At 72.3% G+C, this 25,128-nt stretch carries 23 protein-coding genes and 3 pseudogenes; 12 read left to right on the top strand and 14 right to left on the bottom strand.

Annotated elements, in window-relative coordinates:
- Positions 1-48: 48 nt before the first annotated feature.
- A complete protein-coding gene (locus Prum_RS41025; protein WP_218577602.1) occupies positions 49-1,242 on the bottom strand; it encodes a pyridoxal phosphate-dependent aminotransferase in 1,194 nt (397 codons plus the stop codon).
- 19 nt (positions 1,243-1,261) lie between these two features.
- On the opposite strand from Prum_RS41025, the gene Prum_RS41020 reads away from it, so the two are divergent.
- Genes Prum_RS41020 through Prum_RS41010 form a run of 3 tightly spaced genes read left to right on the top strand, consistent with a single transcriptional unit; the run spans position 1,262 to position 3,204 of the window.
- Complete coding sequence (locus Prum_RS41020; protein ID WP_173082464.1) at positions 1,262-1,801, top strand: helix-turn-helix domain-containing protein; 540 nt, start codon at positions 1,262-1,264, stop codon at positions 1,799-1,801.
- Between the two features lie 48 nt (positions 1,802-1,849).
- The gene (locus Prum_RS41015; protein WP_173082463.1) at positions 1,850-2,170 is read left to right on the top strand and encodes a PadR family transcriptional regulator; all 321 of its coding nucleotides are present in this window, start codon (positions 1,850-1,852) and stop codon (positions 2,168-2,170) included.
- Complete coding sequence (locus Prum_RS41010) at positions 2,167-3,204, top strand: hypothetical protein (RefSeq protein ID WP_173082462.1); 1,038 nt, start codon at positions 2,167-2,169, stop codon at positions 3,202-3,204. Before Prum_RS41015 ends, Prum_RS41010 begins: the two co-directional genes overlap by 4 nt.
- A 58-nt stretch (positions 3,205-3,262) precedes the next feature.
- Here Prum_RS41010 and Prum_RS41005 read toward each other — a convergent pair whose 3' ends face one another.
- Positions 3,263-4,201 carry a Bug family tripartite tricarboxylate transporter substrate binding protein gene (locus Prum_RS41005; protein WP_173082461.1) on the bottom strand — a complete coding sequence of 313 codons (939 nt, stop codon included), beginning with the start codon at positions 4,199-4,201 and terminating at the stop codon, positions 3,263-3,265.
- A 50-nt stretch (positions 4,202-4,251) separates the two neighbouring features.
- Here Prum_RS41005 and Prum_RS41000 point away from each other — a divergent pair, with 50 nt between their 5' ends.
- The 3 genes from Prum_RS41000 to Prum_RS40990 all read left to right on the top strand — a co-directional run bounded on the left by Prum_RS41000 (position 4,252) and on the right by Prum_RS40990 (position 7,435).
- Positions 4,252-5,829 carry a sensor histidine kinase gene (locus tag Prum_RS41000; RefSeq protein ID WP_173082459.1) on the top strand — a complete coding sequence of 526 codons (1,578 nt, stop codon included), beginning with the start codon at positions 4,252-4,254 and terminating at the stop codon, positions 5,827-5,829.
- Positions 5,826-6,503: a response regulator gene (locus Prum_RS40995; protein WP_173082457.1), complete on the top strand. Its 678-nt coding sequence runs from the start codon at positions 5,826-5,828 to the stop codon at positions 6,501-6,503. The genes Prum_RS41000 and Prum_RS40995 overlap by 4 nt, the downstream gene beginning before the upstream one ends.
- Positions 6,504-6,661: 158 nt before the next feature.
- Positions 6,662-7,435, top strand: a complete 774-nt coding sequence (locus Prum_RS40990; protein ID WP_173082449.1) for a hypothetical protein — start codon at positions 6,662-6,664, stop codon at positions 7,433-7,435.
- A 111-nt stretch (positions 7,436-7,546) separates the two neighbouring features.
- Here the strand turns inward: Prum_RS40990 and Prum_RS40985 are convergent, their stop codons facing one another.
- From Prum_RS40985 to Prum_RS40965, 5 genes are all read right to left on the bottom strand, one after another.
- Complete coding sequence (locus Prum_RS40985; RefSeq protein WP_173082447.1) at positions 7,547-9,085, bottom strand: tripartite tricarboxylate transporter permease; 1,539 nt, start codon at positions 9,083-9,085, stop codon at positions 7,547-7,549.
- Positions 9,082-9,585 carry a tripartite tricarboxylate transporter TctB family protein gene (locus tag Prum_RS40980; RefSeq protein WP_173082441.1) on the bottom strand — a complete coding sequence of 168 codons (504 nt, stop codon included), beginning with the start codon at positions 9,583-9,585 and terminating at the stop codon, positions 9,082-9,084. Before Prum_RS40980 ends, Prum_RS40985 begins: the two co-directional genes overlap by 4 nt.
- Positions 9,586-9,614: 29 nt before the next feature.
- Positions 9,615-10,652 carry a Bug family tripartite tricarboxylate transporter substrate binding protein gene (locus tag Prum_RS40975; RefSeq protein ID WP_246278444.1) on the bottom strand — a complete coding sequence of 346 codons (1,038 nt, stop codon included), beginning with the start codon at positions 10,650-10,652 and terminating at the stop codon, positions 9,615-9,617.
- A 619-nt stretch (positions 10,653-11,271) separates the two neighbouring features.
- Positions 11,272-11,784, bottom strand: a complete 513-nt coding sequence (locus Prum_RS40970; RefSeq protein WP_173082439.1) for a DinB family protein — start codon at positions 11,782-11,784, stop codon at positions 11,272-11,274.
- 11 nt (positions 11,785-11,795) lie between these two features.
- Positions 11,796-12,479 carry a lysophospholipid acyltransferase family protein gene (locus tag Prum_RS40965; protein ID WP_173082437.1) on the bottom strand — a complete coding sequence of 228 codons (684 nt, stop codon included), beginning with the start codon at positions 12,477-12,479 and terminating at the stop codon, positions 11,796-11,798.
- Positions 12,480-12,548: 69 nt separating this feature from the next.
- On the opposite strand from Prum_RS40965, the gene Prum_RS40960 reads away from it, so the two are divergent.
- From Prum_RS40960 to Prum_RS50210, 3 genes are all read left to right on the top strand, one after another.
- Complete coding sequence (locus Prum_RS40960; RefSeq protein ID WP_218577601.1) at positions 12,549-13,187, top strand: TetR/AcrR family transcriptional regulator; 639 nt, start codon at positions 12,549-12,551, stop codon at positions 13,185-13,187.
- 81 nt (positions 13,188-13,268) lie between these two features.
- Entirely contained in the window at positions 13,269-13,619 is a 351-nt protein-coding gene (locus Prum_RS50215) for an alpha/beta fold hydrolase (RefSeq protein WP_218577600.1), read from the top strand.
- Positions 13,616-14,107 carry an alpha/beta fold hydrolase gene (locus Prum_RS50210; RefSeq protein WP_218577858.1) on the top strand — a complete coding sequence of 164 codons (492 nt, stop codon included), beginning with the start codon at positions 13,616-13,618 and terminating at the stop codon, positions 14,105-14,107. Before Prum_RS50215 ends, Prum_RS50210 begins: the two co-directional genes overlap by 4 nt.
- Positions 14,108-14,231: 124 nt before the next feature.
- Here Prum_RS50210 and Prum_RS50205 read toward each other — a convergent pair whose 3' ends face one another.
- Both Prum_RS50205 and Prum_RS55475 read right to left on the bottom strand, forming a co-directional pair.
- Complete coding sequence (locus Prum_RS50205) at positions 14,232-14,399, bottom strand: hypothetical protein (protein ID WP_218577857.1); 168 nt, start codon at positions 14,397-14,399, stop codon at positions 14,232-14,234.
- Positions 14,390-14,686 (bottom strand): annotated as a pseudogene (locus Prum_RS55475) (GNAT family N-acetyltransferase); the annotation flags it as partial. The gene Prum_RS50205 and the pseudogene Prum_RS55475, both read right to left, overlap by 10 nt.
- Positions 14,687-14,784: 98 nt before the next feature.
- Between Prum_RS55475 and Prum_RS40945 the strand changes: the two are divergent.
- Positions 14,785-15,534 (top strand): ThuA domain-containing protein, encoded by a 750-nt coding sequence (locus tag Prum_RS40945; RefSeq protein ID WP_173082433.1) that lies wholly within the window; start codon positions 14,785-14,787, stop codon positions 15,532-15,534.
- Positions 15,535-15,616: 82 nt separating this feature from the next.
- Positions 15,617-17,350, top strand: a complete 1,734-nt coding sequence (locus tag Prum_RS40940) for an MFS transporter (protein WP_173082432.1) — start codon at positions 15,617-15,619, stop codon at positions 17,348-17,350.
- Positions 17,351-17,430: 80 nt separating this feature from the next.
- Here Prum_RS40940 and Prum_RS55470 read toward each other — a convergent pair.
- The 5 genes and pseudogenes from Prum_RS55470 to Prum_RS40915 form a co-directional block, all read right to left on the bottom strand.
- Positions 17,431-17,724: pseudogene (locus tag Prum_RS55470) on the bottom strand (class I SAM-dependent methyltransferase); the annotation flags it as partial.
- A gap of 49 nt (positions 17,725-17,773) precedes the next feature.
- Positions 17,774-18,783: pseudogene (locus Prum_RS40930) on the bottom strand (NADP-dependent oxidoreductase).
- A 43-nt stretch (positions 18,784-18,826) separates the two neighbouring features.
- Complete coding sequence (locus Prum_RS40925) at positions 18,827-21,310, bottom strand: DNA gyrase/topoisomerase IV subunit A (RefSeq protein WP_173082430.1); 2,484 nt, start codon at positions 21,308-21,310, stop codon at positions 18,827-18,829.
- 16 nt (positions 21,311-21,326) lie between these two features.
- Entirely contained in the window at positions 21,327-23,363 is a 2,037-nt protein-coding gene (locus tag Prum_RS40920) for a DNA gyrase/topoisomerase IV subunit B (RefSeq protein ID WP_246278443.1), read from the bottom strand.
- A gap of 35 nt (positions 23,364-23,398) precedes the next feature.
- Positions 23,399-24,151, bottom strand: a complete 753-nt coding sequence (locus Prum_RS40915; RefSeq protein ID WP_173082429.1) for an SDR family NAD(P)-dependent oxidoreductase — start codon at positions 24,149-24,151, stop codon at positions 23,399-23,401.
- 103 nt (positions 24,152-24,254) lie between these two features.
- Here Prum_RS40915 and Prum_RS40910 point away from each other — a divergent pair, with 103 nt between their 5' ends.
- Positions 24,255-25,124, top strand: a complete 870-nt coding sequence (locus tag Prum_RS40910; RefSeq protein WP_173082428.1) for a helix-turn-helix domain-containing protein — start codon at positions 24,255-24,257, stop codon at positions 25,122-25,124.
- Positions 25,125-25,128: the final 4 nt, after the last annotated feature.

Genomic DNA, 25,128 nt, shown 5'->3' with positions numbered 1-25,128 from the left:
CGGCTACCGGATCCACCGATCTGATCGCAACCTTCTGTCGGCCTTGTGTCACCCGTTGCGGGGAGCCAGGCCCGCGGCCGCCAGGCGCTCGGGCAAGGTGGCGAGGCGGTCGACCGGCTCGGCGCTGAAGACGAAGCGGACGTGCCGGGCGGCCACCGCGTCGCCCCAGCCGGTCATCGGGGTGGCCGCCACCGCGCCCTCGCGCAGCAGCGCCCGCGAGGCGTCGGCCGGATCCACCCCGAGCGCGACCGTGTCGAGCAGCAACGACCAGCCGCCCCCTGGGCGTACCAAAGGCAAGCCGGACAGTCCACTCAGGATGGTGTCGCGGCGGCGCTGTAGCTCGGCGGCGCTCGTGGCTATGTGTTTGTGGTCGCCGCGCAGTACGGCGGTGGCCGCGGCCCGAGCGATGCCGACCGGCGTGGTGGTGTTGTAGACGTGGGCCCAGCCGACGTGCTCCACAAGGGAGCGTGGGCCGGCGACCCAGCCGACCCGCCACCCGATCATGCGGAACTCCTTGGACAGCGAGCCGATCACCAGCGTGCGCTCGGCCATCCCGGGCTCGCGCACCGGGTGGATCAGCTCGCGGCCGTCGAAGAGCAGCGACTCCATCGCGCTGTCGTAGATGAGGATCAGGTCGCGGTCGCGGCACAGGTCGCACACCGCGCGCCAGTCGTCGTGGTCGAGCACGGCGCCGGACGGCATGGACGGGCTCATCAGCAGCAGCGCGCGAGTCTTCGGGCCGACGGCGGCGGCCAGCGCGTCCCGGTCGAGGCGCCACTCGCCGTCGACGACGAGGTAGGGCACGAACCGCGGCACGCCGCCGACCAGCCGGACCCGGTTGACCAGGCCGGCGTACGTCGGGTCGGTCAGCACCACCTCGTCGCCGGGGTCGATGGTGGCCAGCAGGCAGTCCAGCGCCGCCTCGGTGCCGCCGCTGGTCACCACGACCTCGTCGCCGGGGTCGTACCGGTGGCCGGCGCGGTCGGCGAGCACGTCGGCGATGGCGGCGCGCAGGTCCTCGTCGCCGGTGAACGGCAGCCACGAGTTGGCCGGCGGCGTGGTGAGCGCGGCCGCGGTGACCGGCACGGCCTCGGGCGGCAGCGGCAGGTCGGTGTCGAGGTTTTCCAGCCGCAGCACGGGCCAGCGCCCGGTGATGCGGTCGGCACTGTGGGCCACCTTGTCGATGCCGAAGCCGCGGACGGCCTCCATCCGACGGGCGGGCCTGACTCCTGAAGTAGCCATGGTGCCTACTATAGTAGGCATGACCGAGCCCGCGGCCAGGATCGCCGCAAACCTGCGCACACTCCGCGAAAACCGCGGTCTGTCGGTCGTGGCCCTGGCCGAGCGCAGCGGCGTCGGCCGGGCCACGCTGACCAACCTGGAGGCGGGCCGCGGCAACCCGACGATCGACACGCTCTACGCGCTCGCGGACGCGCTCGGCGCCGCGCTCGGCGACCTCATCGACGAGCGGCCCCGGACCCCGGTCGAGGTCATCCGCGCCGGTCACGGCACGCGCGTGGAGGGCGCGGTGTCCGCGCGCCTGCTTGATCGGGTACGCGGGCACCGGCTCGCCGAGTTGTACGAGGTGGACTTCGCCACCGTGGCCCGGCACGCCGACCCGCATCCGCCCGGCGTGATCGAGTCGCTGCTCGTCACCGCCGGGCGACTGCGGACCGGGCCGCTCTCAGCGCCAGTGGAACTGGGACCGGGAGACTTCATCCGGTTTCCCGGCGACGTCCCCCACCTCTACCAGGCGATCGGCGGCCCGGCGCACGGCGTGCTGGTGATGAGTCATCCCTAGAACGCGCCTCTCTAGGTATATACCGTGTCGCGATATATACTTCCGCGCATGAACGAACAGACCTTCCTCATCCTCACCGCGCTCGCGGGCGAACCGCAGCACGGGTACGGGGTGGTCGAGGATGTCCTGCGCATCTCGGAGGGGCGGGTGCGGCTGCGCGCCGGCACGCTGTACGGGGTGCTCGACCGGCTGCGCACCGACGGCCTCATCGAGGTCGACCGGGAGGAGGTGGTGCAGTCCCGGCTGCGCCGCTACTACCGGCTGACCGGGCTGGGCGCCGAGCGGCTGGCCGACGAGACCGCCCGGCTGCGTCGCAACGCCAACGCCGCCGCCGCGCGGCTGCGCCTCTTCGCGGAGGGGACGGCGTGAGCGACGAGTTGGAGAGCCGCTACCGGCGGCTGCTGGCCTGGTACCCGTGGTCGCACCGCAGGGTGTACGAGGAGGAGATGCTCGCCGTCCTGGTCGCCGGCGCGGAGCCCGGCCAGCGGCGCCCGACGCTCGGCGAGTCGGCCAACCTGATCGCGTCTGGGCTGGGCGCCCGCCTGCGGGCCGCGGTCCCGGGCTTCGCCAACCCGTCTTGGGTCGACGCGGCCGCCGTGTTCGGCCTGCTCGCCGCGCTGGTGCTGGTGTCCCAGCGGATCGTCCGGCTCTTCGACCCCTTCGGCCTGGCACCCGAGCTCTACCTGCGCGCCGCCGACTGGGGCGCGGTGGTGCTCGCCGCGGCGGCCGGCCTGCGCCGCGTCGGCGCCGTGCTCGCGTGGGCCACCGTCGTGGGTGAGGCCGCACTCCTCGCCGGGCGGTACGACACCGATCCGGTATCCACGATCCAGACGCTTTGGCCGTTCGCGCTCGGCGTGGTCGCCGCGGCCGCGCTGACCGTGCCGGCCCCGCCCCGGCGCGCGCTTGCGGTGCTGCGGGCGCCCCGGCTGGTCGCGTTCGTCGCGGGCGTCGGCCTGATCCACACCATGACCGTCGTCAACCGGCACCAGCGCGTCTCCATGTTCGAGGACGGCGGCGGGGTGTCCTACATGTGGTACGGCTTCGAGAGCACGTCGGAGACCGTCCTGTACCTGATGCTCGCGGCCGTCGTGGTGGGCGCGGTCGCCGCCGCGCTTGCCGCGTTCACCCTGCCCGGACCGGTGTGGCGGCGGATCGCCCTCCTGCTGGCACCGGTCGCGGCGATCGCGGCCATCGTCGAGTACACCCTAGAGGGGTGGGCGTACTCCAACATGCACATGGGACACCCGATCTACCTGGTACCGGTGCAGTGGACGCTGCTCATCGCCGTACCGCTGGCGGCATTCGCGGCCGGCTCGCTGCTAGTCCACCGCCTGGAGCACACCGCACGGCTGGCCGCCCTCGGCCGCACCGCCGACCGCGAACGCCTCGAACCCTCCCAGTGATCATGGGGTGTGCAGCAGAAATCGTCCGTTAGCTGCTGCACACCCCATGATCACGCGGCTACGAGCGGACGGCGGCGATGCGGGCGTTCTCCGCGGCGATGAAGGTGCCGAAGGCGTCGTCCGCCAGGTAGGCGTCGGTCCAGCCGTTGCGGGACAGCGCGTCCCGCCACTCCGCCGAGCCGTGCAGGTGAGACACCACCTCGCGGAGGGCGGCCCGGTCGTCCCCGCTCAGGTCGGGCGGGGCGACCAGGCCGCGCCAGTTGGCGAAGACCACGTCGACGCCGACCTCGCGCAGCGTCGGTGCGTCGACGCCGGGGATCCGGGCCGGGCTGGTCACCGCGAGCACCCGCAACTGGTTCGATCGCACCTGGTCGACCGTCTCGCCGATCCCCGACACGCCGAACGCGACCACCCCCCGGAACACCGCCGCCAGCAGGTCTCCCCCACCGTCGAAGCTGGCGTAGTTGACCCGGGCCGGGGCGATGCCCGCCGCCTCGGCCATCAGCATCAGCGCCAGGTGATCCGGCCCGGCCACGCTGGAGCCGCCGCCGGCCGGGGTCGCCGCCGGGTTGGCCCGCCACGCCGTAATCAGGTCGGCAAGTGTCCGGTACGGGGCCGCGTTCGGCACCACGACCAGCGCCGGCTCCTCGATGAGCCGCGCGATCGGGGTGGTGTCGCTCAGCCTCGCGCGCGCCTGTTCGGTCTGCTGGGCACCGACCACGCCCAGTCCCATCAGCATCATGAGGTCGCCGTTGCCGCGCTCGTACACCAGGCGCTGCAGGCCGACCGTGCCGCTCGCGCCGGGCAGGTTGAAGACCTCGGGATCACGCACGATCCGCGCCGCGTCGAGCGCCCGCGCGACCGTGCGCGCCGTGATGTCGTACCCGCTGCCGGGCGCGTTGGGCACCATGATCCGCAGGTCCGCGGACCCGGCGCCGCGCGAGCCGCAGCCGCCGGCCAGCAGCGCGGCGGCCGCGAGCACGGCACGGCGTCGCATGGGTACCCCCTCTTGCTCTTGTGACCTTCGGGCAGTTTGCTGTTTCCAGCATGTTGCCTACCAGCCTTCTCCGTCGACCGTGGCGCCTGTCCCTCGCCCGGCAGTTCCTGCTCCTGCAGCTCGGGATCGTGCTGCTGGTGGTGGGCGCGGTCGCGGCCGTCTCGGTCGCCCAGGCCGATGCCCGCTTCCGGTCCGGCGAGGGCCGCCAGTTGCGGTCCGTCGCGGAGACCGTGGCGGCAAACGCGACGGTACGCCAGGAGCTGTCTGAGTCGTCAGTCAACTTCGAGCGATTGTCCGCCGAGGCGGAGACGGCCAGAAGCGTGTCCGGTGCGTCGTTCGTCCTGATCGCCGACGCAGGCGGGGTGCTGCTGACCGGGCTCGACCGCAGCCAGACGGTGCCCCTCGGCGGCAGCACGGTCAAGGCGGGCAAGTCCTGGGTGGGCGTGGTGGGGAGCGCCCTCGTCGCGCACGTGCCGGTGCTCGGCGAGGACCGCGAGCTGGTCGGCCTGGTCGTGGTCGGCCAGGAGTACCCGACCTGGCCGGAGCAGCTCGCCGACGCGGCCACCGACCTGCTGACGTACCTGCTGCTGGGCACCGCGCTGGGCGTCCTCGGGTCATGGCTGCTGGCCCGCCGGGTCAAGCGGCAGACGCTGGGCCTGGAACCGCGCGAGATCACCGGCCTGGTGGAGCAGCGGGAGGCCATGCTGCACGGCATCCGGGAGGGCGTGCTCGGCAGCGACGCGGCGGACCGGGTGACCCTGGTCAACGACGAGGCGATCCGGCTGCTGGACCTGCCGGACGACGCGGTCGGGCGGTCGCTGCACGCGCTGAAGCTGGAACCGCGCCTGCTGGACGTACTCACCGGGCAGGCCGCCGGCGCCGACCAGATCGGCCTGCGGGCCGGCCGGGTGCTCGTGCTGAACCGGATGCCGGTGATGGTGCGCGGCCGGCGCGTCGGGTCGGTGACCACGCTGCGCGACCGGACCGAGCTGACCGCGCTGCGCCGCGAGCTCGACCTGAGCCGGCACACCACGGACACGCTGCGGGCGCAGGCGCACGAGTTCACCAACCGGCTGCACACCATCGCCGGGCTGGTCGAGCTGGGCGAGTTCGACGAGGTGGCCCGGTACATCAGCCGGGCCAGCCGGGCGCTCGCGGAGCTGACCAGCGACGTCACCTCGCGGGTGCCGGATCCGGCGCTGGCCGCGCTGCTCATCGCCAAGGCCAGCCTCGCCGCCGAGCAGGGCATCCAGCTGATCATCTCGCCGCGTTCGGAGATGCCGCCGGTCGACGAAGGGCTGTCGGCCGACCTGGTGACGGTCGTCGGCAACCTGGTCGACAACGCGTACGACGCGGTCGGAAGTGGGGGTTGGGTGGAGGTCGAGCTGACCGCCGACGGCGGCGACGTGCTCGTGGTGGTCCGCGACTCCGGTGCCGGGATCGCGCCGGAGCTGGTGCAAGAGGTGTTCCAGCAGGGGTACACGACCAAGGCCGCGGCCGGCCACCACGGCCTCGGGCTCGCCCTGATCCGGCTGGTCTGCTCCCGGCGCGGCGGGTCGGTCGAGGTGGCCGGGTCGACGTTCACCGCGCGGATCCCGCTCGCCTCGGTACGGGCGGTGCTGCCATGATCCGGGTGCTGGTCGTCGACGACGACTTCATGGTGGCGAAGGTGCACGCCGGATTCGTGGGCCGGGTGCCGGGCTTCACGGTGGTCGGCACCGCGCACACCGGCGCCGACGCGCTCACCGAGGCTTCGCGACTACGCCCGGATCTGGTCCTGCTCGACATCTACCTGCCCGACATGTCCGGGCTGGACGTGCTGCGCCGGCTGCGCGACTCCACCGCCGAGTCGGACGTCATGGCGGTCACCGCCGCGCGGGACGTCGACACGGTACGCACGGCGCTGCGCGGCGGCGTCGTGCACTACCTGATCAAGCCGTTCACCTTCGACACGCTGCGCGAGCACCTGGAGCGGTACACGGCCGCCCACCGCCAGCTCGCCGGCGCCGGCGAGGTCGGCCAGGACGACGTCGACCGGCTCTTCGGTGCGCTGCGGCCGGCCCAGGTCAGCCTGCCCAAGGGGCTCACGCCGCCGACCGCCGAGCTGGTCGGCCGGGTGCTGCGGGACAGTGCCGGCGACCTGTCCGCCGCCGAGTGCGCGGAACGCGCCGGCCTGTCCCGGGTCAGCACGCGGCGCTACCTGGAGTACTTCGTCGCCGCCGGCAAGGCCGAGGTCCGCCTGCGCTACGGCGGCACCGGCCGCCCCGAACGCCGCTACCACTGGGTTTCCTCCTCCCGCTGATCCTTTTTGCCCCGTTCCCCGCCTGCCCGTGTCCGTTGACCCTTCGCCCCGGTGATCATGAAGTTGTCGTGATCAGAGAGCGCTCTCCCTGGGGACAACTTCATGATCGATGGACGCCCGGGTTGACGTCGCTGGCTAATGGGGTTAGCTTTTAGGCTATGAAGACTAGCCAGGCTGCCGTCGGTGCCATCGCGCTCGCTGTCGCGGGTGTCCTGTTTGTTCTCTATCCCGCCGTTCGGCCGTGGCACGACGAGTCCACGGTGGACGGAGCCGTCGCGTCCATCAGTTCGGGGGCATGGGTGGCCGCGCATCTGTTCGCAATGCTCGGTTTCATCCTCGTGGCGCTCGGCCTGCTCGCCCTGCGGGACACGATCGGTGGCGGCCTCGCGCACGCCGCCGTGGTCACCACCTGGATCGGCGCCGGACTGACCCTGCCGTACTACGGCGCCGAGGACTTCGGCCTGCACGCCATCGCCGAGCAGTACCGGGACGGCCAGCGCTTCGACCTGCTCGGCACCGTCGACGCGTTCCGCTACCACCCGGTCGCGGTCACCCTCTTCGCCGCCGGGCTGCTCGCGCTGGCCGCCGGCGCGGTGCTGGCCGCCCTCGCGGTGCGCCGCTCCCTCGTCCTGCCCCGCGCCAGCGGCGTGCTCTTCGCGGTCGGGTTCGCGCTGTTCCTCCCCAGTTCTTCACGCCCGCGCCGGTCCGGATCGCGCACGGCGTACTGCTCGGCGCCGGCTGCGTGTGGCTGGCGATCGCGCTGTGGCGAGCCCGCCCAGCCCCAGGCCGTACCCACTGAGCGGCCCCACCCTCCCGGGGCCCGCGCGGCGTGGCCGCGCCGCGGGGCTGGCCCGCGCCGATCAAGGGCTTGCCCGTCGATCAAGGGCGAACGGCCGTGGTTTGATCTCCATTCCACGACCGTTTGCCCTTGATCGACGCAGAAGTCCTTGATCGACGAGCGCGCCACGTGACCGGCGAGCGCGCCGCGCGGCAAGCGAGCGCGTGACGAGCGCGCCGCGTGAGCCGCGAACGCGTCGACCGGCTCAGTCGTCCTCGGCCAGGGCGATCTTGGTGGCCTGGCCGCCGCGGATCCGGGCGACGACCCGCGGGGCGTACGGCACGAGGACCGCCAGCACCGCGAGCGACAGCAGGACCGTGGTGAGCGGCCTGCTCACGAAGACGGTGAAGTCCCCGTTGGCCAGCCCCAGCGCCCGGCGGAACTGCTCCTCCATCATCGGGCCGAGGATCAGTCCGAGGATGACCGGCGCGATCGGGAAGTCGTACCGGCGCATGAAGAATCCGATGACGCCGATGCCGTACGCCAGCAGCACCTGGAAGATGCTGCCGGACACCGCGTACACGCCGAGGGTCGCGAAGACCAGGATCGACGCGTACAGCACCGGCCGCGGCACCTGCAGCACCTTCACCCACACCCGGATCAGCGGCAGGTTGAGCAACAGCAGCAGCACGTTGCCGACGTACAGGGACGCGATGAGCGCCCACACCAGCGGGCTGCCCTCCTCGAAGAGGTCGGGCCCGGGCTGCACGTTGAAGATCTGGAACGCGGCCAGCATCACCGCGGCCGTGGCCGACGTCGGGATGCCCAGCGTCAGCAGCGGCACGAGCACGCCGGAGAACGACGCGTTGTTGGCCGCCTCCGGGCCGGCGACACCCTCGATGGCGCCGCTGCCGAACTCCTCCCGGTTGCGCGACCGCTTCTTCTCGTACGTGTACGACAGGAACGTGGGCAGCTCGGCTCCGCCCGAGGGCAGCGCGCCGAACGGGAAGCCCAGCGCCGTACCGCGCAGCCACGGGCGCCAGGACCGGCTCCAGTCCGAGCGGGTCAGCCACGCGAACCCGCGCGCCGGCTCCAGCGGCGCCACGGTCGCGGGCAGGTCGCGCAGCCGGCTGGCGATGTACAGCGTCTCGCCGATCGCGAAGAGCCCGACGATGACGACCACCATGTTGACGCCGTCGAGCAGGTTCACCGAGCCGAACGTGAACCTTGCCTGACCGGTCAGTGAGTCGATGCCCACCAGGCCGAAGAACAGGCCCAGGCTCAGCGACATCAGTCCGCGTACCATCGACCGGCCGACCAGCGCGGTGACCGCCACCAGGGCGAGCACGGCGAGCGCGAAGTAGTCCGCGGCCCGGAACATCACCGCGAACTTCGCCATCGGCACCGCGAGCAGGCTCAGCAGCACCGTCGAGATGGTTCCGGCCACAAAGGACCCGATGGCGGCGGTGGCCAGCGCCGCCCGCGCCCGCCCGCGCCGGGCCATCTGATAGCCCTCGATGGAGGTAGCGACCGACGCGGACTCGCCCGGCGTGTTGAGCAGGATCGAGGTGGTGGACCCGCCGTACATGGCGCCGGCGTAGATGCCGGCGAACATGATGAGCGCGCCCACCGGGTCGTTCATGTTGAAGGTCAGCGGCAGCAGCAGCGCGATGGTCAGCGCGGGACCGATGCCGGGCAGCACGCCCACGAGCGTGCCGATCGTCACCCCGATGGCCGCGAAGAGCAGGTTCTCCGGGGTGAGCACGGCGCCGAAGCCGTCGAAGAGGTTGGGCAGGAAGCTCATATCGGTAGCACTCCGGCGGGGAGCTGGATGTCCAGGAACCGGGTGAAGGCAAGGTAGATGACCAGCGACAGGCCCAGCGCGACCACGATGTCGCGCAGGATGACCTCGCGGACCGGCCGGCTGCTCAGCAGCCGGGCAGCCACGACGAAGAACACCGCCGTGGCGGGCACATAACCGACCACTGTGTACTCCAGCACCAGCGCGTAGCCCACCAGCGCGACCATCAGGGCCGCCGGGACGAACCACGACGTCCGCGCGGCGCTTTCGCCGTCGTCCTGCGCCGGCTTCGCCTTCCACGCCTGGATGAGGTACGCCGTCGCGAGTGCCACCCAACCGCTGGTGACGATGAGGGGCGCCAGCCGCGGACCGTCCACTGTGATGCCACGCTCGACCGCCTCGCCGATCGCTTGGGCCAGCAGGCCCAGGCCGGCGAGCAGTACGACCCCGCCGAGCACGCGCGGCCCGATCGGCGCACGCCCCGAGGGGACGGTGTCAGCCACCGTCCCCTTCGGACGTTCGTCGGTGATGCTCATTTGCTGGCCAGCCCGATCTCGCTCAGCACGGCGGTGATCCGGGTGGTCTCGCTCTCGAAGAACTGCTTGGCCTCGTCGCCGCTCTTGTAGAAGTCCTCCCAGCCCTGGTCGGTCAGCACCTGCTGCCACGGCAGCGACTGGTGCAGCTTGTCCACCATGGACACGATGGCCTGCCGCTGGGCGTCGGTGACGTCGGGCGGGGCCACGACGCCGCGCCAGTTCATCAGCTCCACGTCGTACCCGGCCTCTTTGATCGTGGGTGCCGGCGTGCCGGCGCCGGCGTCGACGCCCTTCGCACCGGAGACCGCGAGGGCCCGCACCTGGCCGTCCTTCACCAGATCCTTGAATTCGCTGACGCTGGACACGCCCACCGAAAGGTCGCCGGACAGCAGCGCGGCCTTGGTCTCGCCGCCACCGGAGTACGGGGTGTACTTGGCCAGCTTCGGGTCGACACCGGCCGCCTTGGCCAGCAGCCCGACGAGGATCTGGTCGGTGCCGCCGGCCGAGCCGCCACCCCAGTTGATCGACGACGGGTCGGCCTTGAGGTCGGCGACGAGCTCCTGCAGCGTCTTGTACTTCGACTTGCTCGGCACCACGATGACCTCGGCCTCGGCGGTGAGCGTCGCGATCGGCGTGGTCTGCGACAGGCTGACCGCGGACTTGTTGGTCACCACGCCGCCGACCATGACCAGGCCGGTCACCATCAGCCGGTGCGGGTCGGCCTTGTGCTTGCTGACCAGCTGCGCCAGCCCGATCGTCCCGGCCGCGCCGGCCACGTTGTCGACCTCGACGGCCTGCGAGGTGATGCTGGCATCCTTGAGGCTCTTCTGCATGGTGCGCGCGGTCAGGTCCCAGCCGCCGCCCGGGGAGGCCGGCGCCATGATCCGGATCGTGCTGGTGGGGTACTCCACCGTCTCGGACTTCGTACCGACGCTGTTGCCGCCGTCGGCGCACGCCGTGGCGCCGAGCACGAGGGGCACGCCAGCGGCGAAGGCGAGAACGCCCTGCCGTACCCGAATGGCTCTCTCTATCACCGATGTCGCTCCTCGTCCCAGATGTTGCGTGCGTGTTACGGCACATCGTGGTGGGACCGGTGACCCAGGTCACGGTTGTGATCGGAGAGTGCCTTCTGTTCCTTTTGGTCACAGACCCGCCGGCCACCGCCAGGCTCGGCGCACGCCGGCCCTGCGCAGGCCCGCGCGTCCCCGCCGCGTCCCGCCGCGTCCTGGCGCGTCCCGGCGCGTCCCGGCGGAGCCCGGCGCGTCGATCAAGGGCTCCCTCGCCGATCAAGGGCAAACGGCCGTGGTTTGGAGATCAAAGCACGACCGTTCGCCCTTGATCGACGGACATTCCCTTGATCGCGGAGCGCCAGGCGCGCCCGCGCGCCGCTGCGCGCTGCGCGCTGCGCACGGGGCCCGGGGGCGTGGGGCGCGGGCGCCCGCAGCGCAGGCCGCACGCCACGGCGCGTCGATCAAGGATTTCACCGTCGATCAAGGGCAAACGGCCGTGGATTGGAGATCCAAGCACGACCCTTTGCCCTTGATCGGCGCGGGAGCCCTTGATCGGCGCGGACGGCCTTGACCGGCGCGGGAGGCCCTTGATCGACGGCGGAGGTCCTTGATCGACGGAGGTCGCGGCGGGCGGGCGCGGGGGTTAGTAGTAGCCGCGTTCGCCGTCTAGGAGTTCGCGGATGGCGTCTAGGTGGCCGGCGTGGCGAGCCGTCTCCTCGACCATGTGGATCACCATCCAGCGCAGGGTCGCGGCGGACGACTTGAAGTCCGGATGCTTGCCCACCTCGTCCAGCGGGTGGGCCGCGATGATCTCGTTCGACGCGGCGCACTGGCGTTCGTACTCGTCCAGCAGTTGGGCCAGCGGTACGCCGTCCACCCGCATGTCGGCGTCTTCGGGCTCCTCCGCGAACTGTGGCCCGTCGGCCGGCCGGCCCAGGAAGAGGACCTCGAACCAGGTCCGCTCGGTCCAGCGCAGGTGCGAGACCACGCCGGCCATCGTCATCAGCGGCGACGCGTGCAGGACCGGCCGGTGGGCGTCCTCTTCGGACAGTCCCGCGCACTTCCACTGGACGATCGCGCGCTGCATGTCGAGCCAGCCGACCAGTTGGGTGCGCTCGTCGGCGACGAACGGAGGGCGTACACGGGAAAAAGTCATGGACCCCGACGCTAGCCCTCGGGGCCCCGCGGCGCCCGCGAGTTTTCCCCGGCGGGCGCGGTGTTGTAGGCGGCCACCCGCTCCTGGCCGGACAGTTCCGCGATGCGGTCCATGATCTCGTCGGTGACCCGGCGGCGGGCCTGGGCGTCGCCGGGCTCGCCGTACGACGGGTCGAACGTGAGCGGCACGCCGAAGCGGACCGTGACCGGGCGGATGCGGGGAAGGCGCGCGCCGATGGGCTGGATGTCGTCGGTGCCGGCGACGGCGACCGGTACGACCGGGGCGCGGGCGGTCAGCGCGAGCCAGCCGACCCCGGTACGGCCACGGTAGAGCCGGCCGTCCCGGGAGCGCGTGCCCTCGGGGTAGATGCCGAACGCGCCGCCCGCGCCGAGCACCTCCATGGCCGCGTCCAGGGACGCCAGGGCCGCGCGGTGGGCGCCCCGGCGGACGGGTACGGCGCCGAGGCCGGTGAACAGCCAGCGGGTCAGCCGTACGTCGAAGTACTCGGCCTTGGCCAGGAACGCCACCGGGCGCGGCGCGACCAGCGGGATCACCAGGCTGTCCACGAACGAGAGGTGGTTGCTGGCCAGGATCACCGGGCCGCGCCGGGGCACGTGGTGCCGGCCCTCCACGGCGGGGCGGTACAGGAGCCGGAGCGGGGGCGCCATCATGCGCCGGGTGACCGAGACGAGCATCCCCGCACTATAGCGACCGAACGTTCGTATGCTATATCGTTCTGCGCTGTGAGCCCCCGCAGATCTGTCGTGGAGACTGGCCGGACCCGGGCCGCGATCGTCGCCCGCGGCGTGGCCGTCGCCTCGGTCGAGGGGTTGGAAGGGCTGACCATCGGCCGGCTCGCCGCCGACCTCGGGATGAGCAAGTCCGGCCTGCTCGGTCACTTCGGCTCCAAGGAGGCGCTGCAGCTGGAGGTGGTCGACGCCGCCGCGGCGATCTTCACGCGCGAGGTCGCGGACCGGGCGACCGGCACCGCGCCCGGCCTGCCCCGGCTGCGCGCGCTCTGCGCCGCGTGGGTGTCCTATCTGGAGCGTGAGGTCTTCCCGGGCGGCTGCTTCTTCATCGCGGCGGCCGCGGAGTTCGACGACCGCGCCGGCCCGGTGCGGGACGCCGTCGCCGGGTTGACCGCGCTCTGGGAGCGGGACCTGCGCATCCACGTCCGGCTCGCGGTGGCGGCCGGCGACCTGCCCGCCGGTACCGACCCGGACCAGGTGGTCTTCGAGCTGGGCGGGGTGCTGATGGCGCTCAACTACGGCCTGCGCCTGCGCCGCGACCCCGGGGCGCCCGCCCGCGCCCGGCGCGCCCTCGACCAACTCATAGGGACGGGGCCGACAGTTGCGGCCCGGGCCGGCCGCGCAGCACCCGCAGCGCGACCGCCGGCCGCATGAGCGCCGTCGGCGGCGCCACAAGGTGCAGCACGTCGATGAGCACACGGCAGACGTACGTTAGGCCGGGCATACGATGACGGCGTGGCCTTTGCTGATCTTGCCGACGTCCGGCTCTTCTACACGGACGACGGCCCCGACGCGGCGGTGCCACTGCTGCTCGTGCACGGGTGGGGCGGTGACTCGAACAACTGGGCGCCGCACCTGCCCGAGCTGACCCGCGACCACCGGGTCATCGCGGCCGACCTGCGGGGACACGGCTACTCCTCGGTGCCGCCGTCCGGGTACGGCCCGCGCGACATGGCCTTCGACCTGGCCCAGCTCCTGGACCGCCTCGACGCCGGCCCGGTGATCGCGGTCGGGCACTCCATGGGCGCCCAGGTGGTCACCGCACTCGCCGTCGAGCACGCCCCCGGGTACGCGGGGTGGTGGTGATCGACCCGGCCTACGGCGCGACCGGGTCGGAGGCGGACCGGTTCGCCGAGCGCCTCGGCGAGCTGAACGCGGGCGGGGCGGAGGCCGCCGTACACGGGATGGCCGGCGCGTTCCGCCCGTCGACGCCGGCCTGGCTGCGCACCTGGCTGGTCCGGCAGATGCTCGGCACGCCGGGGCACGTGCTCGCGCAGGCGTACGCCGGCATGTACCTGGCCCCCGACGCGTTCGGCGAGCGGTCGGCGGCCGAGGCGTACCTGGCCCGGCGGACCTGCCCGGCGCTGTGCGTCGCGTCGCTGCCGGAGCCGGCGGCGTGGGAGGCCCGGCAGCTGCGCCATCCGCTGTCGACCACGGTCGTATGGGAGGGCACCGGGCACTACCTGCACATGGAACGCCCGGCCGAGTTCGTCGCGGTGCTGCGCCGCTGGCTCGTTACGACTATGGTCGCAGGCCCCGTCACTCCCCAGGGGGAGACGGGAGCGGCACCGTAGTGCGACGCGCCGGGCGGCGGCCCGCACTAGCGTCGATGGCATGGGGCGCACCGCATTGATCGCGATCGGGATGAGCATCGTGGTGATCGCGGGCGGGCTGGGCCCGTGGCGCGAGGGGCGCGAGCTACTCCAGGTCGGCCGGGCGCAGACGGAACACCTGCAGCCGCAGGCCGTAGTACTTTTCCGTCTCCCCGACCCACTGCATCCCGATGCGCCGGGCGGTCGCCCGGCCCGGGTGTTGGCCGGGCGGGCGACCGCTAGCACCTCGTCGAAGCCCTCGTCGAACGCCCACCGCGCCACCCGGCGACCGGCCTCCGCGGCGTACCCCTGGCCCCACGCGTCGGGGTGCAGCTGCCAGCCCATCTCCAGGTCGTCGCCGCCCGGCGGGAGCGGGAGCAGCACCGCACCGCCGATCACCTGCTTGTCGTCCTGGCGCTCGATCGCCCAGCGGCCGGCCGGCGCGACCAGGCGCTGGTCCTCGGCGGTCCACTGCTGCAGGATCAGGCGCATCGCGCCCAGGTCGGGGACCGTGTCCATCGCCGGGCTCAGCCACCGGGACACGCCGGCGTCGCCGTACACGGCAAGCGCCGCCTCGGCGTCGTCGAGCTCCCACGGGCGCAGGACCAGTCGCTCCGTCGTCAGCCGTCCAGCCACCCGCCAACTGTAGCCTCGTAGACGTGCGTCTTTGGCCCGCCGCCGCCCTGCTCCTGCTGGGCTGCGGCGCGGCCGAGGCGCCCCGGCAGCCGGCCGCGCCCACCGGGTACGACGTGCTCGTGTTCACCCGCACCGAGGGCTTCCGGCACGACTCCATCGCCGACGGCGTCCAGGCCATGCGGGAGTTGGGCGCGCGGGACGGGTTCGCGGTGACCGCCACCGAGGACCCCGGCGCGTTCACCGCCGAAAGCCTGTCCCGGTACGCGGCCGTCGTCTTCCTCAACACCACCGGCGACGTGCTGGACCCGCCGCAGCAGGCGGCCTTCGAGGGGTACGTCCGAGGAGGCGGCGGGTACGTCGGGGTGCACGCGGCGGCCGACACCGAGTACGACTGGCCGTTCTACGGCGCGCTCGTCGGGGCGTACTTCGCGCGGCACCCCGCCGTCCAGCCCGCCACGGTACGGGTGAGCGACAGGTCACACCCGGCGACGGCGCACCTGCCGGAGAGCTGGAGCCGCGTCGACGAGTGGTACGACTTCCGCGCCAACCCGCGCGGCACCGTGCGGGTCCTGGCCACCCTGGACGAGTCGACGTACGACGGTGGCGGGATGGGCGCCGACCACCCGCATGCCTGGTGCCACGAGTTCGCGGGAGGCCGCTCCTTCTACACCGGCGCCGGCCACACCGCGGCGGCGTACGCCGAGCCCGACTTCCGCGCCCACCTCCTCGGCGCGATCCAATACGCGGCCGGACGCACACAGTCTCGCTGCTGAGCGTACCGACCGAAACACGCACAGCCACTGGAAAGCTCGCTCACAAGGCCGTACCCAGAAGGTGGGCATACGCTAGGGCGTCATGGCCACCACCCGGGACTCGCACAACCTGCGCGCCGTGCTCGCCGTACGCGGGTTTCGGCGCCTGCTCGGCGTGCGCCTATCCAGCCAGCTCGCGGACGGGTTGTTCCAGGCGGCACTGGCCGGCAGCGTCCTGTTCAACCCCGACAAGCAGACCAGCGCCATGGCCATCGCGGCCGGCTCCGCCCTGCTCGTCACCCCGTACTCGCTGATCGGCCCCTTCGTCGGCGTCTTCCTGGACCGGTGGAGCCGGCGGCAGCTGGTGGTGATCACCAACCTGATCCGGGCGCTGCTGGTGCTGCCCGCCGCCGCCCTGATCCACGCCGGCGACAACGGCGTGGCGTTCGTCGTCGTGGCATTCGCGATCATCGGGCTGAACCGCTTCCTGCTGTCCGGGCTGTCCGCCGGCGTGCCACACGTGGTGGAGGACCGAAGACTGGTCACCGCCAACTCGCTGGCCAGCACGCTGGGCACGATCTGCTTCTCGGCCGGCCTGGGTATCGCCGTGCTCCTGGTCAACTCGACCGTGTCGGCCGGCAACTCCGGGTACGCCGTGATGGCCCTGCTGGCGCCGCTCGGGTGGGTCTTCTCCTCGCTGCTCGCCCGGCGCTCCTTCGAGGTGGACGACCTGGGCCCGGACCACACCCTCAAGACCCCGGCCTCGATGAGTTCGGCGCTGGCCGCGACCGTCCGCGGCATGGCCGACGGCCTGTCCCACCTGGCCGCCCGGCGCGGCGCCGCGTACGCGATGGCCGCCAAGGCCGGCTTCCGGGTGCTCTTCGGCGTCATGACCCTGGCCCTGCTGCTGCTCTACCGCAACTACTTCGTCACCGACGACAACGTGCACGACTCGATCACCGGCCTGGTCTTCGTGGTCGGCGCCGGCAGCGCCGGAGTGTTCGTCGCCGCCCTGGTCACGCCGCCGATCACCCGCCGCATCGGCGGCTGGGCGTGGATCGCCACCCTGCTCGTCGGCGTCGCCATCGCCCTGCCGATCTTCGCGGTGCCGTTCACCCAGCCGCTGCTCGTCGTCGCCGTGTTCTGCATCAACATCGCCGCCCAGGGCACCAAGATCGTCGTGGACACGTCGATCCAGCACGAGTGCGACGACGACTACCGCGGCCGGGTCTTCGCCGTCAACGACACCACCTACAACCTCTCGTACGTGGTGGGGCTCTTCCTCGCCGCGCTCACCCTGCCCGGCGACGGCCACTCACCCACCGCCGTGTTCGTCGTCGCCGCCGGGTACGCCGTGGTGGCCGGCTGGTACGCGCTGGTCGGCGGCCGCTGGGCCCGCCGCGAGGGCGACGACATCGCCCAGCCCGAACCCACCCCGGTCCCCACCCCGTGGGCTGACCCCGCCCCGGCTCGCGCGCCGCGCCCCCTCCCCCGTCGATCAAGGGATTCACGAGGGGCGGCGGGCCAGCGCGAGCGTGGTACGGAGGTCCAGCACCACCGCGCCGCCGAAGCCGTCCACAGTGGAGCGCAACGCCGCCAGCGCGCGGGCCTGGAGGTCGGGCTGCGCCGGCGGAACGGGGAGAACGTCTGCACCAGTTGCAGGTACCGCTCCGTGGACAGCGACTCGTGGCGGCGGAACACCCGCGCCTCGACGCCCACGAAGAGCCCACTCCCGGCGATGTCCTCGACGAACCACCCCTCCGTCCGCTCCGTCGTCCCCGGATCCGCCGCGTGCAGCGCATCCGCGATCGCCTGGGCGTGCACAGGATCCGCGTAGTCGTACTTGTGGCCGAACACGGCCAGCGTCCCGCCGGGGGCGAGCGCGGCACGCACCCGCTGGTTGCGGGTGGCCTCGTCGAGCCAGTGCCACGCCATCGCGCACGCGATCAGCGGCACGCCCCCGGCCGGCGGCGCCCACTGCTCGAACGTCCCGAGATGCACCCTGGCCTGCGGAAACCGCGACCCCAGCACCGCCGCCATCCGCGGATCCGGCTCCACACAGGTCAGCGGCGCCCCGAGCCGCGCCAGCACCGCCGTACCCTTGCCGGTGCCGGCGCCCAACTCGACCACCTCGCCCGGCACGCCGCCGTGGTAGTCCAGCACCGCGTCCGCGATGTCCGGCGGATAGCCGGGCCGCACGTCGTCGTACATGTCCGCGACCGCACCGAAGACCCCCGTCATGACGGACATCCTGGCACGCTCAGTCGATCAGCACGACCAGCTTTCCGCGCCCGTGGCCGGTCTCCATCTCGCGGTGCGCGTCCGCCGCCCGCTCCAGCGGAAACGTCCGGCGCACGTGGATGCGCAGGTCACCCTTCTCGTAGAGGTCCACCAGCGCGGCCAGCCGCTCCGCCGACCGCAGCGGCGGGGTCAGCCGGACGCCCAGGTCGGCGGCCTTGTCGTGCTCCACCAGGGTCAGGATCCGGTCCCGGTCCTTGACCAACTCCAGCGACACGTCCAGGGCGTCGCCGCCCGCCCCGTCCAGCGCCGCGTCGACCCCGTCCGGCGCCACCGCCCGCACCCGGTCCAGCAGCCCTTCCCCGTACGCCACCGGCGTGGCACCCAGCGACCGCAGGTAGTCGTGGTTGTCCTCCCGGGCGGTGCCGATCACCCGCGCGCCCCACAGCACCGCGAGCTGCACCGCCACCGTGCCGACCGACCCGGCCGCGCCGTGTATCAGCAGCGTGTCGCCCGGCCGCTGCTGACTGGCTCCCTTCGGTCGCTCCGGCCCTGGCTGCTGGATCAATCCGGGCTGATCGCTCCGCGCCCAGCTCCGGATTGATCCAGCCCCAGGCCCGATGCGCAGCTCGTTCAGCGCGATGTGCGCGGTCTGCGCCCCCGCGGTGAACCCGCCGGCCACCTCCCACGGCATGCCCGCCGGCTTCGCCGTGACGTGTGTGGCCGGCACCACCACGTACTCCGCGTACGCCTGGACCTGCCCGAAGCCGAGCACCTCGGCACCGAAAAAGACGCCTTCCACGCCCGAACCGACCTGGTCCACGACGCCTGCGAACTCGTTGCCCGGGATCTTCGGCAGGCCCGGCGCCACACCGGGCGGCGTCCAGCCCGCCCGCACCGCGCAGTCGTACGGCTGCACCCCCGCCGCCCGCACCCGCACGCGCACCTGCCCGGCACCCGCCTCCGGCGTCTCCAACTCCATCAGCCGGAGCACGTCCGGCCCCCGTACTCGCTGAACGCTGCCGCTCTCATGTGGACAGCCTCCAACCTCAACCAAGGTTGAAGTCAACCGCGGCTAGCCGCGCTCGATCAGGTGCCCGACCACCTTCGGCCCGTACATGGCCGCACCCGACCCGTCCCGCCGCGGGTCCACCGCCGGCAACGTCACCGGGTCACCGGTGCCGCTCGCCGCCGCCGGGCGCGGACCCACCCACGCCAACGCCAGCCGCCGCTCACCCTTGAGGAACCGCTGCGCGCGCACCCCGCCGGTCGCCCTCCCCTTCGGCGGGTACGCCGACAGCGGAGTCACCTTGACGCTGCCACCCGTGGAGGTGACCACCATCGGCTCCCCGTGCTCCGGGTCGTCCGTACGCACCGCGCCGAAGAACACCACCTGCGCCCCGGCGTCCAGGTTGATACCGGCCATCCCGCCACCCTTGAGGCCCTGCGGACGCACCACCCCGGCCGGGTACTTGAGCAGCGACGCGTCCGAGCTGACGAACGCCAGCGTCTCCGAACCGTCACCCAGCCACGTCGCGCCGACCACCTCGTCGCCCTCGCGCAGGCCGATGACCTCGAACTCGTCGGACCGGACCGGCCACTCCGGCGCGCAGATCTTCACCACGCCCTCCCGGGTGCCCAGCGCGAGCCCCGGCGAGCCAGCCGCGCCGGCAAGCGGGGCCAGCCCGATCACCGCCTCCCCCGGCTCCAGCGGCACCAGCTCCGACGCCGACATCCCGCCGCTCAACGACACCGTCCCGGTCTGCTCCGGCAGGACCGGCAACGGCAGCACGTCGGTCTTGAACGCCCGCCCCTTACTGGTCACCAGCAGCACCTGGCCCCGCGCCGTCGTGTGCACCACCGACCGCACGCTGTCGTGCTTGACCCGACCCTTGCGGCTGCGCCCCTCCGCCGCCTCCTCCGACTCCACCGCCGTACGGGCGACCAGCCCGGTCGCCGACAGGATCACCTGGCACGGATCGTCGCCGACCTCCAGCGGCCCGGACGGCACGGACGCGGCCAGCGTCACCTTCAGGTCGCCGTCGATCAGCGTCGTACGCCGCTCGCTCGCGAACTCCTTCGCCACCTGGGCCAGCTCGTCGGCGACCACCTTGCGCAGCACCGCGTCGTCGTCGAGGATCGCGGACAGCTCGGCGATCTCGGCGCGCAGCCGCTCGCCCTCGGTCTCCAGCTCGATCCGGTCGAACTTGGTCAGCCGCCGCAACGGCGTGTCCAGGATGTACGTCGCCTGGATGTCGGACAGCTTGAACTGCGCCATCAGGGCGTCCTTGGCCGCCTGGGCGTTGTCGCTGGCCCGGATCAGCCGGACCACCTTGTCGATGTCGATCAGCGCCAGCAGCAGGCCCTCGACCAGGTGCAGCCGCTCCTGCCGCTTGCGCCGCCGGTACGTCGTGCGCCGCGTCACCACCTCGTACCGGTGGGCGAGGAAGACCTCCAGCAGGGCCTTGAGCCCCAGGGTCTGCACCTGCCCGTCGACCAGCACCAGGTTGTTGACGCCGAACGACTGCTCCAGCGGGGTCAGCCGGTACAGGTCGGCGAGCAGCGCCTGCGGGTTGACGCCCACCTTGCACTCGATGACGAGGCGGGTGCCGTTCTCCCGGTCGGTCAGGTCCTTGACGTCGGCGATGCCCTGCAGCCGCTTGGTCTTGGTGACCTCGTCGGTGATCTTCTCGATCACCTTCTCGGCGCCCACCCCGTACGGCAGCTCGACCACCGTGATGGCCTGGCGCCCGCGGCTGCCTTCGAGCGGGCCGATCTCCACCTTGCCGCGCATCCGCACGACGCCGCGGCCGGTCTCGTACGCCTTGCGCACCTCGTCCAGGCCCAGCAGCATCCCGCCGGTCGGCAGGTCGGGGCCGGGGACGAACTCCATCAGCTTGTCCAGCGTGGCGTCCGGGTGGTTGATCAGCCACCGGGCGGCCGCCACGACCTCGCCGAGGTTGTGCGGGATCATGTTGGTGGCCATGCCGACCGCGATGCCGGACGTGCCGTTGACCAGCAGGTTGGGGAACGCCGCGGGCAGCACGACGGGCTCCTCCAGCGAGCCGTCGTAGTTGGGCCGGAAGTCGACCGTGCCCTCGCCCAGCTCACCGACCAGCAGCATCGCCTCGCGCGACATCCGAGCCTCGGTGTATCGCGAGGCCGCCGGTCCATCGTCTGGGCTCCCAAAATTTCCATGCCCGTCGATGAGTGTCGCGTTCAGCGAGAAGTCCTGCGCCAGCCGGACCATCGCGTCGTAAATCGCCCCATCCCCGTGTGGATGGTACTTACCCATGCAGTCGCCGACAACTCGGGCACTCTTCACATACGGGCGATCTGGCCGGTGGCCCTGCTCGTGCATCGAGAAGAGGATGCGGCGGTGCACCGGCTTGAGTCCGTCGCGCGCGTCCGGGAGCGCCCGGGAGTGGATCACCGAGTAGGCGTACTCCAAATAGGAGTCTTCGACCTCGGCGATCAGCGAGTTGTCGTGGACCGTCGCGCCCGCCTGGTCGAACGCGGACAGGTCGACCTTCGTCTGGGTGCCCTTGCGGCGTGCCATTGCTGTGCGCTCTCCCTCAGGCGTCGATCGTGTCGCGGTCGACCCGGCCGGCGGAGTCGATCAGCCAGGAACGGCGGGGCGGCACGGCGTCGCCCATGAGCAGCTCCAGCACCCGCTCGGCCTCGTCCACGTCGTCCAGGGTGATCCGCCGCACGGAGCGGGTGCCCGGGTTCATCGTGGTCTCCCACAGCTCGTCGGCGTCCATCTCGCCCAGGCCCTTGAAGCGCGGGATCGGCGTGACGACCTGTTTGCCGGCCTTTTCCAGCCGGGCGACCGTGTTGGTCATCTCGGCCTGGGTGTACGTGTAGATGGTCCGCGGCTCGCGACCCTTTGTCGTGATCTTGTGGAGGGGCGGCATCGCGGCGTACAGCCGGCCGGCCTCGATCGCCGGGCGCATGTACTTGGCGAAGAGCGTGATCAGCAGGGTGCGGATGTGCGAGCCGTCGACGTCGGCGTCCGCCATGATCAGGATGCGGCCGTAGCGCATGGCGCCCAGGTCGAAGGTGCGGCCGGAGCCGGCGCCGAGCACCTGCACGATCGCCGAGCACTCGACGTTGTCGAGCACCTGTTGCAGGTTGGCCTTTTGCACGTTGAGGATCTTGCCGCGGATGGGCAGGAGCGCCTGGTACTCCGAGGAGCGGGCCAGCCGGGCGGTGCCGAGCGCGCTGTCGCCCTCGACGATGAACAGCTCGCTGCGCTGCACGCCGGTGGATCGGCAGTCGACCAGCTTGGCCGGCATGGCCGCGCCTTCGAGGGCGGTCTTGCGGCGGGCGGCGTCCTTCTGCTGTTTCTGGACCAGCCGGACCCGGCCGGCGTCGACGATCTTTTGCAGGATCGTGCGGGCCTCGGTCTTGGTCTTGCGCCCGTCGACCCAGGCGCGCAGGTGCTGCTCGACCACGGCCTGGATGACCCGGGTGATGCCGGCGGTGGACAGCTCGTCCTTGGTCTGCGAGGTGAACTGTGGCTCCGGGATCCGCACGTGCACGACCGCGGTCATGCCCTCCAGGACGTCGTCGAGGACGGGCGGCTCCTCCTTGGGTCGCAGCAGGCCGCGGGTGTTGCGGATGGCGTCGACGAGGGCGCGGGTGACGGCGCGCTCGAAGCCCTTGCGGTGGGTGCCGCCGTGCACGTTGCGGATGGTGTTGGCGAAGCACTCGACGGTGCGGTCGTAGCCGGTGCCCCAGCGGAGCGCGACCTCGATCTCGGCCTTGCGCTCCACATTGGACTGCATGACGCCGTTTTCGTCGGCGGCGTTTTCCCGGTACGTCCCGGTGCCCTCGATCACCACGGTGCCGCAGACCGGCTTGTCGCCGTCCGGGGTGAGGTAGTCCACCATGTCGACCAGGCCGTTGGGGAAGTGGTTGACGTCTTCCCCGTCGGCGTGGCGCAGCACATAGGTGACGGTGGGCACGAGGAACGCCGTGTTGCGCACCTTGGCGCGGACGGCCTCCAGGTCGAGCGCGGCGCCGGTCTCGAAGTAGCGCGGGTCGTGCCAGTACCGGATGGAGGTGCCGGTCGGCTGCCCGGCCTTGAGCTTGCCGATGACGCGCAGGCCGGCCTGCGGGGTGAACCGGGCGGTGGGGCCGGGCCCGTCGAACACGCCCGGCACCCCGTACTCGAAGGACATCTCGTGGATCTTGCCGGCCCGCCGGACGGTGACGTCGAAGCGGCGGGCCAGCGCGTTGACGGCGGAGGCGCCGACGCCGTGCAGGCCGCCGGAGGTCTTGTAGCCCGAGCCGCCGAACTTGCCGCCCGCGTGCAGCCGGGTCAGCACCAGTTCGACGCCGGACAGGCCGGACTTGGCGTGCACGTCGGTGGGGATGCCGCGGCCGTCGTCGTCGACCTGGACGGAACCGTCGGCGTGCAGGGTGACCACGACGCGGGTGGCGTGACCTGCGACACCCTCGTCGGTGGAGTTGTCCAGGATCTCGTTGACCAGGTGGTTGACGCCGCGGCTGTCCGTCGACCCGATGTACATGCCGGGACGCTTGCGGACGGCGTCCAGCCCTTCCAGGTGGGTGAGGTCGTCAGCCCCGTACAGCGTCTCGGTCACGCCAGCAGCGTAGCCGCCAGCACCGACAACAGCCGTCAGGCGCCGCCGGTCACCCTGATCACCTGCCCGGTGATGCCCGTGTTGGCGGCCGAGCCGAGGTAGACGACGGCGCCGGCCACCTCGGCGGCGTCCAGCAGCCGGCCGATCGGCGCCAACGCGCTGTAGTGGTCGCCGAATGCGTCCGTGATCTCGGTGTTCCGGTCTGTCCGGGTCAGGCCGGGCATGACCACATTGGACAGGATGTCCCCATCCCGGCCGAGCCCGATCGCGGCCGACTTGCTGAACCCGTGCAGCGCCGCCTTGGCCGCGCCGTAGTACTCCCCGCTGGGCATGCCGTCCTCGGCGACGCTGGACGAGACGTGCACCAGCCGGCCCCAGCGGCGCTCGCGCAGGACCGGCGCCACGGTCCGGGTCAGCCGCAGCGCGCCCTCGATGTTGGCCCGCAGCACCGGCAGCCAGTAGTCGTCCGGCGCGTCCTCGAAGTGCCCTTGCGGCAGGCCGTCGGCGCCCCAGTTGACCGCGTTGTTGACCAGCACGTCGATCCGGCCGGTCCAGTCCAGCACCTGCTTGACCAGGGCCGTGGGCGCGGCGGGGTCGCTCAGGTCGTACCCGATGAGCAGGGTGCGGTCGCCGATCTCCTTGGCCACCTGCTCGGCGTCGGAGCGCGAGTTGCGGTAGGTGATGACCACGTCGGCGCCCTCCGCGGCGAAGCCGCGGGCGATGTGCCGCCCGATGCCCCCGGATGCGCCGGTGACGATGACGGTGCGGTTGGTAAGTCCTAGATCCATACCCACCACCGTCGTTGGTCGCCCGCCGCGGAACCAGACCGCGCCGAGGCTGGCCTTGTCAGGGCCACGATGGGGTACGCCGTGGGTGTGTAGCCTCGCAAATATGACCGACCTGGGGGCGTTCCTGCGCGGTCGCCGCGAAGCCGTCACTCCCGCCGAGGTGGGGTTGCCGACCGGGCCCCGCCGCCGCACACCTGGCCTGCGCCGGGCCGAGCTGGCCACCCTCGCCGGGGTGAGCGTCGAGTACCTGACCCGGCTGGAGCAGGGGCGCGACCGGCACCCGTCGATGCAGGTGCTGGCGGCGCTGGCCGACGCGCTGCGGCTGTCCAGCGAGGAGCGGATGCACCTGCGTGGCCTGGCCAAGGTGGCCGGGGGCGGCGGTGCGTTGGTGTGCGCGGGACTGGAGCCGCCGGCACGCGAGGTCCGGCCCACCGTGCGGGCGCTGCTGGACCGGCTCGAGCCGGCCCCCGCGTACGTGATGAACCGGCTGGCGGACGTGCTGGCGTACACGTCGGGGTTCGCGCGGCTGGTGGGACCGGTCGGGCTGCTGGACGCGGACCCGCCCAACCTGGCCCGGTACGTCTTCGCCGACGCGCGGGCGCGGGCGGCGTACCCGGATTGGGACCGGGTGGCGGGCGAGCGGGCCGCGACGCTGGCGGTGGCGATCGGCCCCGACGACCACCATCGGGCGGAGCTGGTCGACGACCTGACCGTGATCGCGGGGGCGGCGTTCGCCGCGCGGCTGGCGGCGGCGACCGTGCCGCGGCGCACCGGGATCGAGCGGCTCGCGCACCCCGAGGTGGGCGAGCTGCGGCTGGCGTACGAGATCTTGGAGCTGCCGGAGGCCGACGACCAGCGGCTGGTCGTCTACCTGCCGGCCGACGAGGCCACCTCGGCGGCGCTGGACCGGCTCGACGGGCGGCGCCCCGGCGCGCTGCGGTCGGTCCCCCAGGCTGTCGGTCGGTCGGCCTAGAATC

The sequence above is a fragment of the Phytohabitans rumicis genome (assembly GCF_011764445.1).
GTDB lineage: Bacteria > Actinomycetota > Actinomycetes > Mycobacteriales > Micromonosporaceae > Phytohabitans > Phytohabitans rumicis.
Note: the sequence above shows the minus strand (reverse complement) of the source record. Positions and strands in the feature narration are given on the sequence as shown.

Coding starts and splice junctions, on each gene's coding strand:
- Prum_RS41025 (WP_218577602.1), bottom strand. CDS start 1,242: ATGGCTACTTCAGGAGTCAGGCCCGCCCGTCGGATGGAGGCCGTCCGC.
- Prum_RS41020 (WP_173082464.1), top strand. CDS start 1,262: ATGACCGAGCCCGCGGCCAGGATCGCCGCAAACCTGCGCACACTCCGC.
- Prum_RS41015 (WP_173082463.1), top strand. CDS start 1,850: ATGAACGAACAGACCTTCCTCATCCTCACCGCGCTCGCGGGCGAACCG.
- Prum_RS41005 (WP_173082461.1), bottom strand. CDS start 4,201: ATGCGACGCCGTGCCGTGCTCGCGGCCGCCGCGCTGCTGGCCGGCGGC.
- Prum_RS41000 (WP_173082459.1), top strand. CDS start 4,252: ATGTTGCCTACCAGCCTTCTCCGTCGACCGTGGCGCCTGTCCCTCGCC.
- Prum_RS40995 (WP_173082457.1), top strand. CDS start 5,826: ATGATCCGGGTGCTGGTCGTCGACGACGACTTCATGGTGGCGAAGGTG.
- Prum_RS40990 (WP_173082449.1), top strand. CDS start 6,662: ATGAAGACTAGCCAGGCTGCCGTCGGTGCCATCGCGCTCGCTGTCGCG.
- Prum_RS40985 (WP_173082447.1), bottom strand. CDS start 9,085: ATGAGCTTCCTGCCCAACCTCTTCGACGGCTTCGGCGCCGTGCTCACC.
- Prum_RS40970 (WP_173082439.1), bottom strand. CDS start 11,784: ATGACTTTTTCCCGTGTACGCCCTCCGTTCGTCGCCGACGAGCGCACC.
- Prum_RS40965 (WP_173082437.1), bottom strand. CDS start 12,479: ATGCTCGTCTCGGTCACCCGGCGCATGATGGCGCCCCCGCTCCGGCTC.
- Prum_RS40940 (WP_173082432.1), top strand. CDS start 15,617: ATGGCCACCACCCGGGACTCGCACAACCTGCGCGCCGTGCTCGCCGTA.
- Prum_RS40925 (WP_173082430.1), bottom strand. CDS start 21,310: ATGGCACGCCGCAAGGGCACCCAGACGAAGGTCGACCTGTCCGCGTTC.
- Prum_RS40915 (WP_173082429.1), bottom strand. CDS start 24,151: ATGGATCTAGGACTTACCAACCGCACCGTCATCGTCACCGGCGCATCC.
- Prum_RS40910 (WP_173082428.1), top strand. CDS start 24,255: ATGACCGACCTGGGGGCGTTCCTGCGCGGTCGCCGCGAAGCCGTCACT.